Below are 17,425 nucleotides of genomic sequence, written 5' to 3' on the forward strand. Positions count from 1 at the left end.
ATGAGCGGCAATGGGGACGGCGGTGGCGTGCGATCGGTCGAGCGGGCGTTGACGATCATCGAATTGCTGGGTGAGCACCAGGCCCTGGGGCTGGAGGAGCTGCACTACCTGACGGCGTTACCCAAGGCCACGGTGTCGCGCATGCTCGCCACCCTGCAGGAACAGGGCTGGACCTACCGCGGCCTGAGCGATCGGCGCTACCGCCTGTGCGCCCGGCGCCTGTTCGGCGACGGCCAGTTGCGCTTCAAGCGGCAGATGGTCGAAAGCGCAGCGCCCCTGTTGCTGGAGCTCAGCGAGCGCACCGGGCTGGTCGCCGACTTGTCATGCTTCGACGGCCAGCGCCTGGAAGTGATGGAAAGCGCGATTCCCCAGGTGCTGCGCAAGCGCTATCCGAACAACTGCCAGATCGTCGGCCACCACGCCAGCCTGTTCCACTCGGCGATGGGCCGCGCCTGCCTGGGCGAACTGGCCCCCCATGAAGTGCAGCGCCTGGCCGAGCATGCGCATGTTGGTGATGACGCGATGTTGCGGGCCATCGAGGACGAAACCCAGCGCGGCTTTGCCCGGCGCACCGAGGGTCATTGGGAATATCCGGTGCGCCTGCCGTTTCTGATCCGCGCCATCGCCTTGCCGGTTCACACGCAAGGGCGACTGGTCGGAAGCATCGCCCTGCACTGGCCGTTGGACCAGGCACCGGTGGAGCGGGTGCTGGGGTTGCACCTGGGCAGCCTGACGACCACCGTTGGCCAGGTACAGCAAGCGCTGGCCTGAGCGATTTTCCGCATCGTGCTGAAAGTGTTATCGGGTTGCGCGGCTGTTTCTCGGCCATCGCTTCGGTAACACTGTGCGCAACTCAAACGTGTTGGAGATGTGACGATGGGTGCGCAGGTAACGAACAATCCGCTGGTCTCGATTGCTGTGCTCAAGGCCCGCGAGGGCAGGGCGCTGGCATTGAAGCAGGCGTTGCTGGAACTGATCGAGCCGACCCGCGCGGAGCCGGGCAACCTGGACTATGTGCTGTTCGAGGGCAAGGATGAGCCGGGGACGTTCTACATGCGCGAGGCGTTCGTCGATCAGGCCGCGCTCGATGCGCATTTCGCCGCGCCGTATTTCCAGCGGTTTGCGGCGCAGAGCGAAATGCTGCTGGGTGAGCCGCTGCGTTTGATCTTTCTGGAGCAGGTTTCTGATCGCTGATCGGTGGTAGGGCGGCGGTAAAAGACAGTTGGCTCCCACAGGTGTGTTGTTTTTTTGTCCTGTGGGAGCGGGCTTGCCCGCGAAACAGACACCGCGTTGCCTGGCACGGGCTGCGCCCGTGTTCGCGGGCAAGCCCGCTCCTACAGGGATTGGGCTGGCCTTTAGCCGATCATTCCCACTCGGCCTTGCCGATCGCCAGCCCGTGCATGCCGTTGTAGCTGGCGCGCTTGGGCTGCGTCCAGCCTTCCAGCAGGCTGTCGTCGAGCTTGTAGATTTCCACCCCCAGCGGCCGGCAGACCGACAGCGGGTCCTGTGCCTCAGGCCCCCACATCGGCAGTGACAGGTCGCCACCCGGGCAGGTCGACAGCGCGCACAGCACATCGATTTCGGCGAAGAACTCCAGGTAATCACCCTGCTTGGCCGGGCAAGCCTTCATGAAATACATATCGTCATGGTTCAAGCCGGTGCACTGGAAGATGTTCAGCACATCGTGCACGTCGAACTCGGTCAGCCCATGGGGCAGCACGGCGCGGGTGAGGTTGGAGTGGCAGTGGTGATGGAAGTCCTCGCCCGTGAGCATCTTGTTCACGTAGGGGTCGCAACGGGTGCCGAGCAGGTCATGCAGGCGCCCGCCGTGCTCGTCGATTCCATAGTCGGCCAGGCTGTCGTCGGTGATGGTCACCAGCGGGCGCAGGAACGGCAGATTTGACCACAGTCGGTCGTAGGTGGTGACGTGGGCACCCTGCAACTGGCGGGTGCGCGCCGCCCACAGGCGCTCACGCGGGTCGTTGGCGTTCCAGATGTTGAAGTCGCCGACCTGCGGGCCGACCGGGGTGGTGACGCGGAACACATGGCCGGCCGGCACCTTCCAGGCGCGGCCGGTGCGGATCGGCACTTCGAATGTCTCGATCAGGGTGCGGGCGTCCTTGCGCTCGCGCACGCGGTCATAGAAAGGCTTGTCGACCTGCAGGGCAGCGCCTTTGCTGACTTGGTAGGCGGCGGGGTAATCCTTGTACATGGGTAGGTCTCCGGTTTCAGGAACGGGGTGGATGGCTGAACAGATCGAGCAGGGCGTGCTCGGAGTCGTCCAGGTAACGGGTCATGGCTTCGGCGGCGTCGTGGCGCAAGCCGTCGGCGAGCAGGTCGTGGATCTCCCGGTCACGCTCCAGCCACGGGCTCTGGAAGTTCTTTTCATCGGGCGCAACGGCGAACACCAGACGCATCTGCGCAGCGATATTGGTGAAGAAGGCATCCAGCAGCGGGCTGCGCAGCAAGCCGACGATGTGCTGGTGAAAGCGCAGGCTGTGGGTGCCGAAGGCCTGCCAGTCTTCGCGATCACGGGCAAGTTCGGCGGCCTCGATGGCGTCGAGCATGCGGTCGGACTGGTATTCGCGCAGCGGCTTGCTGCCATGGATCGCCTGCACCTCGAGTGTGCGGCGCACCAGGAAGATATCGCGCACCTCGGCGACACCCAGCCTGCGCACCATCACGCCCTTGTTGCGCACATAGGTGGTCAGGCCTTCATGGCCCAACTGGTGCAGGGCCTCGCGTACGGTGTTGCGCGAAGCGCTGTAGCGGCCGGTGAGCTCGGCCTCGACCAGCGGCATGCCTGAGACCAGGCGGCCGCCGATGATGTCCTCGCGCAGTTCGAGGGCCACCTGGTCGGCCAGGGGCAGGCTTTCGCCGGCATTTTCCGGGGATTTGCTGCTCATGCCAGTTGCACGTCCTTGAGGAAGCGGCCCATGCGCTCGCTGCGGTTGTCGAGCAACTCGCGCGGCGCACCGGCCTGGATGATCTCCCCGCGTTCCATGAACACCACGCGGTCGGAGACCTGGAAGGCGAACTTCATTTCATGGGTGACGATGACCATGGTCATGCCCTCGCGCGCGAGGTCTTCGATTACCTTGAGCACATCACCGACCAGTTCCGGATCAAGCGCCGAGGTCGGCTCGTCGAACAGCATCACCTGCGGGCGCATCGCCAGTGCCCGGGCAATCGCCACCCTTTGCTGTTGCCCGCCGGAGAGTTGGTGCGGGTACTTGCCGGCGTGCTCGCGCAGGCCGACCTTGCTCAGCAGTGCCAAGCCCAAGGCGCGTAGTTCGGAGTCGCTGGCATGGCCATGGTGACGCGGGGCGAGCATCACGTTCTCCAGCACGGTCTTGTGCGGGAACAGGTTGAAGCCCTGGAAAACCATGCCCACCTGGACGATGCCCTCCATGTGCACGCGACTGCCAAGGCTGCCGCCGTCTTCGTCACGCCCGCGCAGGAAGGGGGCACCACACAGTTCGACCTGGCCACGATCCAGGCCCTCCAGGCCGTTGAGGGTACGGATCAGCGTAGTCTTGCCCGACCCCGAAGGCCCGATGATCGACACCACTTCGCCGAAGCGGATGTCCAGGTCGATACCCTTGAGCACTTCCAGCTGGCCATAGTGCTTGCGTGCGCCGAGCACCCGCAGGGCGAAGTCGCCTTGCCTGGGTGCGGCCTGGCGTTGGCCCGACACCGGTTGCGCCGGGCCATCGGCGATGGACTTGGGCTGACGCCGGGTGACGTCAAGGTGCTGCTCCAGCCGACGCAACAGGTAACTGAACACCGTGACGATCAGCACATAGTAAAAGGCGACCGCGAGCATGGTCTCCATCACCAGGAAGTTCTGCGTGTACAGCTGCTGGCCGACCAGCAGGATCTCCGACAGCGAGATCACCGACACCAGCGAGGTCAGTTTGACGATGGTGATGTACTCGTTGGCCAGGGTCGGCAATGCCACTCGCAACGCCTGTGGAATCACGATCAGGCGCTGCACACCGGTGTAGCGGATACCCAACGCCTTGCCGGCCTCGAGTTGCCCCTTGGCCACAGCGAGCAGGCCACCGCGATGAATCTCGGCGATATAGGCCGATTCGCTCAGCACCAGGGCGATCAGGCCGGCGGCATAGGGGTTGGACAGCAGCACGCTGGTACCCGGGAATACCTGTGGCAGGTTGTAGACGAAGATCAGCAGCACCAGCAGCGGCAGGCTGCGGAAGAACCAGATGTACAGTGCCGCGCCACGGTTCAGGGCGCGATTGCTCGACTGCCGTGCCAGCGCCAGGACAAAGCCGAAGACGATGCCCAGCAACCAGGTCTCGACGCTCAACTCCACCACGGTGCCGACCGCCTTCCAGAAGTCGCCGTTGACCAGCAGGCCGGCGGCATAATCCCAATCGAATTGCATGCTCGACGCTCCTGCTTACTGCGCTTTCGCTTGAGGATTCTGGCCCAGGGCCTGGGCCACTTCGGCAGGGCTGGGTTCGCCAAGGTTGTAGCGGCTCAACAGCGTCTGGTATTCGCCACTGTGCTTCATGGCCTCGAAGCCCTGGCGCAGTTCACCAAGCAGCGCATCGTTGCCCTTGCGCACCGCCAGGCCGATGACCACGGGGTAGATCAGGTCGTGGGAACTGATCACCACCCGACCCTTGAGCTTGTCGGCGGTGATGGCCGCCACCGCGGCGTCTTCGAATTGCACATCGACTGCCTTGGCCAGCAGGGCTTGGGCCGCCTCCGGGGAAGTGGGGAATTCACGCGAGTCGATCGGCGCCTGGCCGTTGGCCTCGCAGTGGCTTTTGGAGAGCGCCATCAGCTTGGGAATCCACGACCCACCCTTGATCGAGCCGATGCGCTTGCCGCACAGGTCCTGGGGCGCTTGCGGGCGGAAATTGTCATCGGCACGCACCATCAGCGAGGCCCCGCTTTTGAGGTAAGGCAGGAAATCGACCTGCGCTGCGCGCTCCGGGGTGACGTAAAGGGCTGAGGCGACCACATCGAAGCGTCGAGCGTTGACGCCCATCACCAGGTTGGCAAAGCGGGTGTCCTGAAACTGGGGAGCGAGCTTGAGGTGCTGGCCGAGCAGGGTCATGAACTCGGGATCGAAGCCGGCAGGCTTGCCTTGGTCGAGGTAGGTGTAGGGCGGGTAGGTGAGGTCCGAGCCGATGGACAGGCGATCGGACTGCAAGGTGCCGTCGGCGGCCTGTGCGGCGGCACTGAGGGTCAGGGCGAGGGTGAGGGCTGTTGCTCGGGACATGAGGGACGCTCCACTTATGATTGTTCAACAATCGTTGTGGAATCATTTATCAATATTCGTGCCAACACCTGCCAAGAATACCGTTGGGGATTGGGGTACTGCCCGCGCCTATCTGCAGCGCCTGCTTCGCGGGCAAGCCCGCTCCCACAGGTGAGCGGCGGTTCGCCGGCGACTTGCCCGTGAAAAGCGCACCGCAGCCCTCACTGACACCCATCTACGTAGTTCTACGTAGCACTTACGCGTAGTACTGCGAATGTTCTTGTGGACCCAGTACACCGAGAGTGTCGTCGTCCCTACCCGGGCACTCACAAAAACAAAAACCGTCGCCGGCACACCCGTCGCGACAGGAGAAATCCCGATGACCAAACTGGCTACCCGAATTGCCTGGTTCGCCATTGCCTTGCTGGGCGCATTCGCGCTGGGCACCGTGGCGTTGCGCAGGGGCGAAGCCATCAGCGCCCTGTGGATCGTCACCGCAGCAGTCGCCATCTACCTCGTTGCCTACCGCTACTACAGCCTGTTCATCGCCAACAAGGTGATGCAACTGGACTCCACTCGCGCCACCCCGGCCGTGCTGCACAACGACGGGCTGGACTACGTACCGACCAACAAGCACATCCTCTTCGGCCATCACTTCGCCGCCATCGCTGGCGCCGGCCCGCTGGTCGGCCCGGTGCTCGCCGCGCAGATGGGCTACCTGCCCGGCACGCTCTGGCTGATTGCCGGTGTGGTACTGGCAGGGGCCGTGCAGGACTTCATGGTCCTGTTCATCTCCACCCGCCGCAATGGCCGCTCCCTGGGCGACCTGGTACGCGAGGAAATGGGCTCGATCCCCGGAACCATCGCGCTGTTCGGCACTTTCCTGATCATGATCATCATCCTTGCGGTGCTGTCGCTGATCGTGGTCAAGGCCCTGGCCGAGAGCCCCTGGGGCATGTTCACGGTGATGGCGACCATCCCGATCGCCATGTTCATGGGGGTGTACCTGCGCTACCTGCGCCCAGGGCGCATCGGCGAGATCTCGGTGATCGGCGTGCTGCTGATGCTTGCATCGATCTGGGGCGGCGGTCTGGTTGCCGCAGATCCGGTGTGGGGCCCTGCGTTCACCTTCACCGGTGTGCAGATCACCTGGATGCTGATCGGCTATGGTTTCGTCGCCGCCGTGCTGCCGATCTGGCTGATCCTGGCACCACGCGACTACCTCTCGACCTTCCTCAAGATCGGCACCATCGTCGCGCTGGCCATCGGCATCCTGGTGATCGCGCCTGAGCTGAAGATGCCGGCCATCACCCAGTTCGTCGACGGCACAGGTCCGGTGTGGAAGGGGGCATTGTTCCCGTTCCTGTTCATCACCATCGCCTGTGGCGCAGTGTCGGGCTTCCATGCGCTGATCAGCTCCGGCACCACGCCCAAATTGCTGGCCAACGAAAGCCATGCGCGCTATATCGGCTATGGCGCCATGCTGATGGAATCGTTCGTGGCGATCATGGCCATGGTCGCCGCCTCGGTGATCGAGCCAGGTGTGTACTTCGCCATGAACAGCCCGGCCGCCGTGGTCGGTGGCGATGTGGTCACCGTAGCGCAGACGGTCAGCAACTGGGGTTTCACCATCACTCCGGAAATCCTCCAGCAGACCGCGACCGACATCGGCGAGCACTCGATCCTGGCCCGTGCCGGTGGTGCGCCGACGCTGGCGGTGGGGATCGCGCAGATCCTGCACCAGGCGCTGCCGGGTGAGAACACCATGGCCTTCTGGTACCACTTCGCGATCCTGTTCGAGGCGCTATTCATCCTGACCGCCGTGGATGCCGGTACGCGTGCCGGGCGCTTCATGCTGCAGGACCTGCTGGGCAACTTCGTGCCTGCCTTGAAAAAGACCGACTCCTGGACCGCCAACGTGGTGGCCACCGCTGGCTGCGTGGCGATGTGGGGCTGGTTGCTGTACCAGGGGGTGATCGATCCACTGGGCGGCATCAACACCCTGTGGCCGCTGTTCGGCATCTCCAACCAGATGCTGGCCGGCATCGCCCTGATGCTCGCCTCGGTGGTGCTGATCCGCATGAAGCGCCAGCAATATGTCTGGGTCACCTTGCTGCCGGCCGTATGGCTGTTGATCTGCACCACCACTGCGGGCCTGATCAAGCTGTTCGACCCCAACCCAGGCATGGGCTTCCTGGCGCTGGCGCGCAAGTACAGCGATGCCGCTGCAGCCGGGCAGGTGCTGGCACCGGCCAAGGACCTGGCGCAGATGCAGCATGTGATCTTCAACGCCTACACCAACGCCGTGCTGACCGGGTTGTTCCTGTTCGTGGTGCTGAGCATCCTGTGCTTTGCCGTGAAGGTCGGCCGGCGAGCCTGGGTCAAGCCTGAGCGCAGCGACAAGGAGTCGCCGTTCCAGCCGATCCCCGACGCCTGAGGAAAGCTGCGATGTTCAACAAACTGAGCAAGATGGGCCAATGCATGGGGCAGGCCGCGCGCATGCTGGTCGGCATGCCCGACTACGACACCTACCTCGAGCATATGCAGGCCCAGCACCCCGGCGAGCCGGTGATGAGCCGCAAGGCGTTCTTCCGCGAGCGCCAGGACGCACGCTACAACGGTGCCAGCGGACGTCCGACGCGTTGCTGCTGAGTTGATTGCCGTGTAAAAGGGGCGCCACGCTTGTCGTGGCGCCCTTGTCATTTGTCGGGGCCACTGGCGAAGCTTATGCCGCGCCGCCCCCGCAACCGGAGTGACCATGCAACTCAAGCACAAGATCGTCACGCTCAGTGTCTTGCCGCTGATCGTGTCGGTGCTGTTCATCTGCATCCTGGTGTTCGCCCAGAGCCGCAAGCTCGAGGAGGACCAGGCGCGCCTGGTCGAAAGCAGCATCATGGCGGCGAAGAAGGCCGAGCTGAAGAACTACCTGGGCCTGGCCATGAGCTTGATCGCGCCGTTGTACGACAGCGGCGCCGACGATGACGACACCCGCCAGCGTGCCTTGCAGATCCTGTCGCGGGCCAGTTTCGGCCTGGACGGCTACTTCTTCGTCTACGATCGCCACGGCAAGAGCCTGATGCACCCGCGCCAGGCCGAACTGGTGGGCAAGGACCTCATCGGCATGACCGACAACAAGGGCCTGCTGGTGATCCAGGCGCTGCTCAAGAGCGCCGAACGCGGTGACGGCTACCAGCTTTATGACTGGCAGAAGCCCTCCACCGGGCAGTCCACCGGCAAACTGGCCTATGTGGTGATGCTCGAGCGCTGGGGCTGGATGCTCGGCACCGGTATCTACATCGACGATGTCGAGGTGGCCACGCTCAAGTCGCGTCAGGAGGTGGCCTCCGGCGTGCTGACCACGGTGCTGGCGATCGCGTCCTTCTCGTTGCTGGCGGTACTGGTCATCTTTGCCGGCGGGTTGATGCTCAATGTCAGCGAGCACCGCCTGGCCGACCGCAAGCTGTCGGCGCTCAACCAGCGTATCGTCGATCTGCAGGAGGAGGAGCGTTCGCGGGTGGCGCGCGAACTGCACGACGGCATCAGCCAGGAACTGGTGTCGATCAAGTTCCAGTTCGAGCTCGCCGCGATGGAGCTGGACAACGGCCGCGCCGGCGGCCTGGACAACCTGCGCAACGGCACCACTCGCCTGGCTTCGGCGATCGGTGAAGTGCGGCGGATCTCCCACGACCTGCGTCCCTCGCTGCTCGACACCCTGGGCCTTTCGCCGGCCATCGACCAGCATGTGCGCGACTTCGAGCAGCGCACTGGCATTCGTACCCAGTACGAGTGCGGGCTGACGGACATCGAGGTGGATGCCGAGCTTTCGCTGACGCTGTTCCGTATCATCCAGGAGGCGCTGGCCAATGTTGACCGCCACGCCAAGGCCAGTGTCGCGATCATTTCCATCTCTGCCCACGACGGGGTGCTGGTACTGCGCGTGGAGGACAACGGCATGGGCTTCGACCCGAGTGCGGCGTACGAAAGCCACGGCATTGGCCTGCGCAACCTGCGCGAGCGGGTCGAACATCACCGGGGCAGTTTCAGCATTGCGTCGTCTGCCGGGCGCACCGAGCTGCAGGTCCAGATACCCATGAACAACCCGAGGCTTGCATGAGCGAGAGCACACCGATCCGCATTGCCCTGGTCGACGACCATGTGCTGGTACGCGACGGGGTCAAGGCGCTGCTGGGCGCGATTGCCCATTTCCAGGTGGTCGGCCAGGCCGAATCCGGCGCCCAGGCGCTCGAGCTGGTGGCGTCGCTGGAGCTGGACATCCTGTTGGTGGATGTTGGCCTGCAGGACATGAACGGCCTGGAGCTGACCCGCCGCCTGTGTGGTTTGTACCCCGGCATCCGGGTGCTGATGCTGAGCATGTACGACAACCAGGAGTACGTGCGCACCTCGATCACGGCAGGGGCGAGGGGCTATGTGCTGAAGAACGCACCCTCCACCGAGCTGATTGCAGCGATCGAGGCGATTGCCGCCGGCGGCAGCTTCTACAGCCCGGACATCGCCCGCAAGCTGGTCAGCAGCGGCCGCGACGAGAACGACCTGACCCCGCGCGAGCTGCAGGTGCTGGCGATGATTGCCAGGGGTAGCAACAACAAGGAGATGGCCCGGGAGCTGGGCATCAGCGTGCGCACGGTGGAGACCTTCAGGCTGAGCATCCGGCGCAAGCTGAATATCGATACTCCGGCGGCACTGGTGAAGTACGCGCTGGAGCATGGGTTGGTGACGCTCTGAGGCAGCGCTGCCCCAGGACTATGGCTCTGCGGCAAAGCCGATGCCATCCACCGCGGTGTGCTTTTCGCGGGCAAGCCCGCTCCTACAGAACTGCACCGCTCAGGTTTTGCGGGCAGCGACTGGCTTTCCCGCTCGATCGTGGGAGCGGGTTTGCCCGCGAAGGGCTCACCCGCGAAGCGCCGGCTTACTTGAAGTCCCACTGCATCTGGGTCGCGATGCTCACGCCGCTGGAAGAGCGTACGCACACATCCAGGTAGTCAGTGAAGCGCGGCGGCACGGCAATGCCCTCATCGAGCAGACGGCGGTTGTCGAACAGGTAGTTCAGGTCGGCAAAACCGCTGTACAGGCGCAGGGCCCGCAGAACCAGGCGCGGGTTGGCCGGGCCGATGCGCGACTCGAAGCTGGCGGCCAGCTCCTTGAGGTTGTCGACATCGATCTTGCGGTAGCGCTCGCCCACCGGCGCGGCACCATTGGCCAGGGCGAACGCCTTGTCGATCTCGGCGAAGGTACACGCCGAATCATGCCCGGCGGAGATGTGGTAGAGGTCGTGGCTCAGGCGCGGCTTGAGGGTCAGGCCGATCAGCGCCTCGGCGCAGTAGTCCACCGGAATCACGTCGATCTGTTCGTCGAGGCCACAGGTGAAGCTTTCCAGGGCGAAGCCCATGCGGAACACCCAGAAGATGCTGCCAGAGGCCTGGCAACCCAGGCTGCGGTGACCGACCACGATCGAGGGGCGTGCCACCACCAGCGGCAGGGCCGGCAGTTCCTCGCGCATGCGTCGTTCGATCTCGGCCTTGGAAGCGGTATAGTCCACCAGTTGCTGTTCGGCGTCCGGGAACTCCCAGGACTCGCTGATCGGCGATTCACGCTCAGGGCCGCAGCACATGGCTGTGCCCACATGGAGGAAACGCTTGAGGCGTTTGGAGCGGCTCATCACCTCGGCGAAGGCGAAGGTGCCCTCGACGTTGACTGGCCAGATGGTCGGGTTCTTCGAGAACGACGCCACGGCAGCGCAGTTGATGACCCGATCGACGTCCAGCAGGCGCGGCGTTTCGCGCGCCAGCCAGGAGGTGTCGAGGAAGTCGCCGCAAATGATCTGCTCTGCGTTCAGCGCCAGGCATTCGGCATGGCTGACGCCATGCTGTTGCAGGTTGCCGCGCAGGCGCTCCAGCCCTTGCCCGGCGTTTTCGGCGCGGACCAGGAACACCAGTTGCGGGCCTTGGCCGTTGGCGATCAGCTGGGCGACGACCGACCCGCCGAGGAAGCCCGTGGCGCCGGTAATCAGGATGCGTTCGGGGGTAGCGGTAAAGGTGATCGGTGCGTGCGTGTTCATACATTTCCTCAAGACGGGTAAGTCATCCGCAGTTCAATGTTAAGTGGCGACATCGAAACGTTGAAATGAACTTAAAGTCATCAGTAGGTTCGCGACATTCGTTGGGACTGACTTGTTCGCCTTGAGAACTTGCCCGGATAGACAATCTCTGTTTAGCGCAGCGCCTATCCGTTCAAAGCTGAAAGTGGCGCAGCCATGCAGCGCGGCGCCGGCCGCCACTCGTTGCGGCGCAGGTCCGGTAGCGGGCATGGCGAGCGGCGCGCCATTCTCCACGCTTTATGCCTGGGGGACGATGAATAGAAGGGGAGATTGGCCGGGTTTTCGATGAAACAAAGTTTAGAAAAGGGGTTGGCCGTGGGGAGTTTTAAATATATTTCATTCGCGCGGTAGTTAGGGTGGAGGTGAGGGTGTTGTTCTGTTCGCGGGCGTGCCTGCGAAAAGAACAACACTGTTATTGAAGATCAGTTCAAACCCAACTTCCCGCGCAAGGTCGACAAGTCTTCGGCCAGGGTATTGACCGGCCCGACCATGGCCTTGCGATCACGCTCGGCCACCTTGTCGTAGGACTGGAACCCGCCGTCCTGGGTCTTGTACTTGGCCAGCAGCTTGTTGACGGTGGCGAAGTTCTTGTCGACCTTGGCGACGAACGCCTTGTCCTGGGATTCCAGGTGGGTGCGGAACAGCTCGAAGATCTTCTGTGCTCCGTCGATGTTGCCCTGGAAGTCGTACAGGTCGGTGTGACTGTAGCGATCCTCCTCACCCGAAACCTTGGTCGCGGCCACTTCTTCGAGCAACGCTGCCGCACCGCCGACGACTTTTTCTGGCGGGAAGGTCAGGGTTGCAATACGGCCCTGCAGGTCTTTCACGTCAGCGATCAGCTTGTCGGCAATCGGGCCTTGGCCGTCGGTGGTGTTCTTGTCGAACAGCGCGTACTCCAGGCGATGGAAGCCGGTGAAGTCATCGGCCTCGACACCTTTTTCGTGATCGTCCACCCGCGAGTCGATGGCCGCGTCCAGGTCGCTGAACAGCTCGGCGATCGGCTCGACGGCCTCATAGTTGACCCGGGTCGTGGCATACAGCGCCTTGGCCTTGGCCAGGTCTCCCTTCTTCACTGCATTGGTGAACTGCTCGGTGTCGCTCACCAACTGGTCGACCTTCTCGGTGACATAGATCTTGTAGTCCGACACCGGCTGCACCAGGGTCAGCGGGTCAACCGCAGCATTGGCGAACAGCGGGGCAAGCGTGAGCAACAGGGCGAGGCGGGTCTTGTTCATGGCGATGTCCTGATCCGTTTCTGTGTCGTGTCATGCGGTTTTTATGGGGGTGGCAGCGTCGAGCAGCGAACGACCGATGAAGTCGTGATCGTTCTTCACGCCGGGGAGGGCGAAGAAGTACCCGCCCCCGACCGGCTTGATGTATTCCTCCAGCGGCTCGCCGTTGAGGCGGTTCTGGACGGTGATGAAGCCCTTTTCCAGGTCGGCCTGGTAGCAGATGAACAGCAGCCCCATATCCAGTTGCCCGTTCTTGTTCACGCCGCTGGAGTAGTTGAACGGCCGGCGCAGGATCAGGTTGGGCTGGCTGGCCGCAGTGCGCGGATTGGCCAGGCGGATATGGGCGTCCAGACGGGTCAGCTTGCCTTCCGGGTCCTTGGTGTAATCAGGTACGTCGGTTTCGCGCTGGCCGTCCATGGGCGCGCCGCTGGCTTTCTTGCGGCCGAAGATCGACTCCTGCTCCTGCAATGGCGTGCGGTCCCAGCGCTCGACCAGATTGCGGATGATCCGCACCACCTGGTAGGTGCCATCGACTGCCCAGGCAGGCTCGTCGCCATGCTGTACCCAGACCAGTTGGTTCATCAGCGCCACGTTGCTGGAGTCGGGGTTGGCCGAGCCGTCACGAAAACCGAGGAAGTTGCGCGCACTCTGCTCGGGCTCCGCCGCCTTGCGCGGTGCCTGCGGCGGCACCGAGCCTTCCTGTTTCCAGCGTACGTAGAGCAGGTCAGGCAGGTTCTTGATGATGTCGCGCAGGGCGTGGATGTTGGTGTCCGGCGCGTTGGAGCAGAACTGCAACCCCAGGTCGCCATGGCAGCGCTCGGCCTCCAGCGCGTCGTTGGGGAAGCCGAGCATGCGGCTCAGGCGCTTGGGCTTGGCGCCGGTGAGGCCGAATCGCTCGTCGAACAGCGATTCGCCGACCGACACCGTGATGGTCAGGTTGTCCGGCGTGACGACCGGGCCAAGGATGCCCGAGTCCGCTGGCGGAAGCTTCGGGTCGACCTGGGGGACCGGGCCGCCGGCCATCAGGAAGCGAATGCGCTGGTCCAGCGTGCGGAACAGGCGCTCGAGATCCTGCTTGTCCTGCGCCAGGACATCGAAGGAGACGAACATCCCGGCGGTAGGACGCGGCGTCACCACCCCCGGTTGATGTTCGCCGATCCAGGCGTTGCGCTCTTGCGTGCGGTCGCTGTGCGGGGCTTCGGTGACCTTGGCCGGTGAGGGAGCCGCCAGCGCGTTGCCGGTGGCCATGGCGACGCCTGCCACACCAAGGCCTGCCAGCAGGCGGCGGCGCTCTTGGGATTGCGGGGCGTTACGGGTATCGCGGTCTGTCATCTGAGGCTCGCTTGTCTTTACTGGTCGGCCAGGCCCAGGGCCTGATCAATGGCCGCGATCGCGCTGGCCAGTGCGTCGGCATCGGCTGCGATCTGCTGTTTCTGCGCCTGCGGTACCTGGTCGTAGGGCAGATAGCCCTCGGCGGCGCGCAGGGCTTGCAGGTGCTGCTCGAAGCGAGCCATGGCGCTATCGATTGTCGCCAACGGCTCAGAGCCGTTCCTGGCCAGCAAGGGGCGCAACAGATCGATCACTTTGCGCACACCTTCGAGGTTGGCGGCAAAACCCGGCAGGTCGAGGTGGCTGTAGCGTTCCTCTTCGCCACTGCTGCGGATCTGCGCAAGGTTGTGCAGGCTGCGCACCACCGCCTCGGTGAATTGCTGCGGCGCGATGGACTGGGCAAGCAGTTGCGTCTTGAGTTCGCCCAGGTCGAGCAGCAGCGTCTCTGCCACCGGCGCCAACCCTGCGGTGGTGCGCTGTTGGAACAGGCCGTACTCGATGCGATGCAAGCCCGTGAACGCCGGGTCCTGCTCACGCTGTTCGAAGTAATCGGCGCGAGCATTGATCCGATTGTCCAGCTCAGCCAGACGCTGGCTGGCCGGGGCGATGCGCTGGTAGATCATCCGCGCTGCGCCATAGGCAGCTTGCGCCTGCTGCAGGTCGCCGGCCTGGATCGCGTCCTTGAGCGCTTGGCCTGCCCGCACCAGGGCGCTGCCCTGACTGGCCAGGTAGACGCGGTATTCGGACAGCGGCCCGATAAAGGCAGTCAGTGCGGGGCGCGCCTTGGCGGCCGCTTCGGAGGCGGCGGTCGGGGTGACGGTCAAGCTGCCGCGCGGGTTGCTGAGCAAGCCGCAGGTGATCGCGTAGCGTCCCGGCTGCAGTGTGGCGTTGATCACCTGTGACAAGCCCGGCGCGATGTTCTCGCGCTCCTCGATCACCAGCACGCCATCGAGAATCTCCCACTCGACGGCGCGTTGCGACTGGTTGACGATGCGGAAACTGTTCGGCCCGGCCGGGACGCTCAGGTCGTTCGGCTCGCAGGCGTGATCGCGGATGGTGATCAGCGTTTCGTGCCCGGCGTTGGCCGCACGCCTGGCCTGGGCCTGGTGCGAGGCATAGAAGAACACCAGGCCCGCACCGACCATCAACAGGGCACTGCCGGCAACCGCCAGGCGCAGTACACGGGGGGAGGGGGGCTTGCCGGCGGCGCCGGTCTCGTGACTGGTCATGCTTACCCTTGTTTCTGTGCAGCGTGAGAAGAGGAGGGCTTGGCCGGTGCCGGCCAGAAGAACAGCACCAGCGCACCGACCAGATAGAGCAGGTAGGCCCCGAGGGTGCTCACGGTCGGGGTGTCCTGGTAACCGAACATCCCCGCCAGCACCGATCCGGTCGGGCCATCCATTGGCAGGCTGTGGCTGATATCGAAGACCACACCCTGCAGCGCATTCCAGACCCCGGCCTCGTGCAGCGCCTGCACCGAGTTGGCAAGGATCCCCGCCGCCACCACGAGGATGAACAGGCCTGTCCAGCGGAAGAACTGCGCCAGGTTCAGGCGCAGGCTGCCGGAGTACAGCGCCAACCCCACCAGGATCGCCACCACCAGCCCAAGCAGGGCGCCCAGCGGTGCTGCCGGACCCTCGCTCTGCTGGAACACCGCCAACAGGAAGAACACCGTCTCCAGGCCCTCGCGGGCGACAGCGAAGAACACCATGGCGATCAGCGCCCAGGCCTGGTGCTTCGAACCCGCGAGCGCGGCATCAAGTGAGACGTGCAACTCATGCTTGATCGAACGTGCCACTTTGCGCATCCACAGCACCATGGAGCTGAGGATCACCACCGCGACCAGCCCGACCAGCGCTTCGAAGAGTTCCTGCTGTTTCTGCGGGAACTCGCTGCTCATCAGCTCAAGGCCGGCGCCGACGAAGAGGGAAAGGGCTGCGGCGAGAAACACGCCGATCCACACGGCCGGCATCCACTGGCCACGGCCGGTCTGGCGCAGGTAGCTGGCGATGATGCCGACAATCAGCGCGGCTTCGATGCCCTCGCGGAGCATGATGAGGAAGGGAACTAGCATGATTCTCCCGGGATGGCTGAAGGCATCGACCCCAGGTCGAGGTCGCCGGGAAATCTACTTCAATGAGAATCATTAGCGCATGTGAATAATATTTTAACTTCTGCCATTTCCACCCTGGCCAGCCCCGGAAACATGGGCTTTGCAACGGTGGAGTACAAATGTGCTCTTCTGGGATTACCGGGCTGAATGAAAGAACGCTCACGGCGGTTGACCATGTCCCTACCAGGAGGTAGGGTGCCGTTCATGAGCACTCAATCCACGACCTACTCCGACATTCTCCAGTGCGCCCGCACCCTGATCATCACGGGCGGGTACAACAGCTTCAGCTACGCCGACATCGCCGAGAGCGTCGGTATACGCAAAGCCAGCATCCATCACCATTTCCCCACCAAGGCGGACCTGGTGCGCGTTCTGGTCGCGCAATACCGCGAAGAAGCCAAGGCCGGCATGGCTGCCCTGGAGCGTTACTTTCCCGCCCCCGTCGACCAGCTCAGGGCCTATATAGGCTATTGGCTGGAGTGCGTCGGCGAGGCCAGCAAGGGCTATTGCGTGTGTGCCTTGCTCGCCACTCAGATACCGGTATTGCCTGCCGAAGTCGCCACTGAGGTGAGGGCGCATTTCCGCAGCCTCTCGGCCTGGATTACCACAGTGCTCGAGCGCGGCGCGCAGGTGGGCAGTCTGACCCTCTCCGATACCCCTCAGGCTGAGGCTGAGCGCTTCATGGCTGCCGTGCATGGCGCGATGTTGTCTGCCCGCGCCTATGGCGAGCCTGGCGTATTCGGGCTCATCACGCAGCCGCTGATCGACAGGCTGATCACACCGATTCCGGCCCCCGGAGCCTGAGCCATGCTGCCAAGCCCTCTGGAACAGCAACTGGAATTCCTGCGCCAGATCGACCAGTTGAAAAGCGTGCGTCGCCAATCACCGCTGCTGGACCAGAGCCGCAAGGAAAACTCCGCCGAACACTCCTGGCACCTGGCCATGTATGCGTTGATCCTCAATGAGCATGCCAGCGGGGCAGTGAACAGCGACCGGGTCATCCGCATGCTGCTGTTGCACGATATCGTGGAGATCGACGTCGGTGACTACCCCATTCATGGAGGCTCGTCCAGCCAGTTGCAGGCCGAGCAGGAAGCCGAGGCCGCCCAGCGGCTGTTTGGCCTGCTGCCGCAACCACAGGGCACGCAGATGCTGGAACTGTGGCAGGAGTTCGAGCAGGCCGAGACCGCAGATGCGCGTTTCGCCAAGGCGCTCGACCGTTTTCAGCCACTGCTGATCAACATCTTCACCGGCGGTGGCACCTGGTCCGAAAGCGGTGTTTCGCGCCAGCAGGTCATCGAGCGCTACGGGCCGGTCATCCAGCGCGGCACACCCGAGCTCTGGGCGCTCTGCGAGCGCTGGATCGCGCGGCATTTTGCGGGTGATGGGCAACCCTGAGGTTT

General features: G+C 63.9%; 17 protein-coding genes. 8 read left to right on the forward strand and 9 right to left on the reverse strand.

Going from position 1 to position 17,425, the window contains the following annotated elements:
* Both F6X62_RS12125 and F6X62_RS12130 read left to right on the forward strand, forming a co-directional pair.
* Window positions 1-771, forward strand: coding sequence for an IclR family transcriptional regulator (locus F6X62_RS12125; RefSeq protein WP_063544892.1), 771 nt, complete (start codon window positions 1-3; stop codon window positions 769-771).
* A gap of 105 nt (window positions 772-876) precedes the next feature.
* On the forward strand, window positions 877-1,194 hold the full coding sequence (locus F6X62_RS12130; protein WP_054891418.1) for a putative quinol monooxygenase: 318 nt from the start codon (window positions 877-879) through the stop codon (window positions 1,192-1,194).
* A 169-nt stretch (window positions 1,195-1,363) separates the two neighbouring features.
* Here F6X62_RS12130 and F6X62_RS12135 read toward each other — a convergent pair whose 3' ends face one another.
* The 4 genes from F6X62_RS12135 to F6X62_RS12150 are packed head-to-tail and all read right to left on the reverse strand — an operon-like array spanning window position 1,364 to window position 5,254.
* Window positions 1,364-2,212, reverse strand: a complete 849-nt coding sequence (locus F6X62_RS12135; protein ID WP_054891419.1) for a DUF1989 domain-containing protein — start codon at window positions 2,210-2,212, stop codon at window positions 1,364-1,366.
* 16 nt (window positions 2,213-2,228) lie between these two features.
* Entirely contained in the window at window positions 2,229-2,906 is a 678-nt protein-coding gene (locus F6X62_RS12140; protein WP_153773639.1) for a GntR family transcriptional regulator, read from the reverse strand.
* Complete coding sequence (locus F6X62_RS25510) at window positions 2,903-4,408, reverse strand: amino acid ABC transporter permease/ATP-binding protein (RefSeq protein WP_153773640.1); 1,506 nt, start codon at window positions 4,406-4,408, stop codon at window positions 2,903-2,905. The genes F6X62_RS12140 and F6X62_RS25510 overlap by 4 nt, the downstream gene beginning before the upstream one ends.
* A 15-nt stretch (window positions 4,409-4,423) precedes the next feature.
* Entirely contained in the window at window positions 4,424-5,254 is an 831-nt protein-coding gene (locus tag F6X62_RS12150) for a transporter substrate-binding domain-containing protein (protein WP_153773641.1), read from the reverse strand.
* Window positions 5,255-5,612: 358 nt separating this feature from the next.
* Here F6X62_RS12150 and F6X62_RS12155 point away from each other — a divergent pair, with 358 nt between their 5' ends.
* The 4 genes from F6X62_RS12155 (at window position 5,613) to F6X62_RS12170 (ending at window position 9,976) form a co-directional block, all read left to right on the forward strand.
* Entirely contained in the window at window positions 5,613-7,670 is a 2,058-nt protein-coding gene (locus F6X62_RS12155) for a carbon starvation CstA family protein (RefSeq protein ID WP_065862908.1), read from the forward strand.
* Window positions 7,671-7,681: 11 nt separating this feature from the next.
* Complete coding sequence (locus F6X62_RS12160; RefSeq protein ID WP_153773642.1) at window positions 7,682-7,885, forward strand: YbdD/YjiX family protein; 204 nt, start codon at window positions 7,682-7,684, stop codon at window positions 7,883-7,885.
* 106 nt (window positions 7,886-7,991) lie between these two features.
* Complete coding sequence (locus F6X62_RS12165) at window positions 7,992-9,347, forward strand: cache domain-containing protein (RefSeq protein ID WP_063544900.1); 1,356 nt, start codon at window positions 7,992-7,994, stop codon at window positions 9,345-9,347.
* Window positions 9,344-9,976, forward strand: a complete 633-nt coding sequence (locus tag F6X62_RS12170; protein WP_153773643.1) for a response regulator transcription factor — start codon at window positions 9,344-9,346, stop codon at window positions 9,974-9,976. Before F6X62_RS12165 ends, F6X62_RS12170 begins: the two co-directional genes overlap by 4 nt.
* Window positions 9,977-10,160: 184 nt before the next feature.
* Here F6X62_RS12170 and cprA read toward each other — a convergent pair whose 3' ends face one another.
* The 5 genes from cprA to efeU form a co-directional block, all read right to left on the reverse strand.
* The gene (gene cprA, locus F6X62_RS12175) at window positions 10,161-11,309 is read right to left on the reverse strand and encodes a cationic peptide resistance protein CprA (RefSeq protein WP_153773644.1); all 1,149 of its coding nucleotides are present in this window, start codon (window positions 11,307-11,309) and stop codon (window positions 10,161-10,163) included.
* A 461-nt stretch (window positions 11,310-11,770) separates the two neighbouring features.
* Window positions 11,771-12,583 (reverse strand): iron uptake system protein EfeO, encoded by an 813-nt coding sequence (gene efeO / locus F6X62_RS12180; RefSeq protein WP_054893471.1) that lies wholly within the window; start codon window positions 12,581-12,583, stop codon window positions 11,771-11,773.
* Between the two features lie 30 nt (window positions 12,584-12,613).
* On the reverse strand, window positions 12,614-13,912 hold the full coding sequence (gene efeB, locus F6X62_RS12185; RefSeq protein ID WP_153773645.1) for an iron uptake transporter deferrochelatase/peroxidase subunit: 1,299 nt from the start codon (window positions 13,910-13,912) through the stop codon (window positions 12,614-12,616).
* A 17-nt stretch (window positions 13,913-13,929) separates the two neighbouring features.
* Window positions 13,930-15,138, reverse strand: coding sequence for an iron uptake system protein EfeO (gene efeO / locus F6X62_RS12190; RefSeq protein WP_153773646.1), 1,209 nt, complete (start codon window positions 15,136-15,138; stop codon window positions 13,930-13,932).
* Window positions 15,139-15,140: 2 nt separating this feature from the next.
* Complete coding sequence (gene efeU, locus F6X62_RS12195) at window positions 15,141-15,983, reverse strand: iron uptake transporter permease EfeU (RefSeq protein ID WP_063544906.1); 843 nt, start codon at window positions 15,981-15,983, stop codon at window positions 15,141-15,143.
* Between the two features lie 243 nt (window positions 15,984-16,226).
* On the opposite strand from efeU, the gene F6X62_RS12200 reads away from it, so the two are divergent.
* The gene (locus tag F6X62_RS12200) at window positions 16,227-16,826 is read left to right on the forward strand and encodes a TetR/AcrR family transcriptional regulator (protein ID WP_153773647.1); all 600 of its coding nucleotides are present in this window, start codon (window positions 16,227-16,229) and stop codon (window positions 16,824-16,826) included.
* A 3-nt stretch (window positions 16,827-16,829) separates the two neighbouring features.
* Window positions 16,830-17,420, forward strand: coding sequence for an HD family hydrolase (locus tag F6X62_RS12205; RefSeq protein ID WP_153773648.1), 591 nt, complete (start codon window positions 16,830-16,832; stop codon window positions 17,418-17,420).
* Window positions 17,421-17,425: the final 5 nt, after the last annotated feature.

It is taken from the genome of Pseudomonas sp. MNR3A (genome assembly GCF_009650575.1).
In the GTDB taxonomy this organism is placed as follows: Bacteria; Pseudomonadota; Gammaproteobacteria; order Pseudomonadales; family Pseudomonadaceae; genus Aquipseudomonas; species Aquipseudomonas machongensis.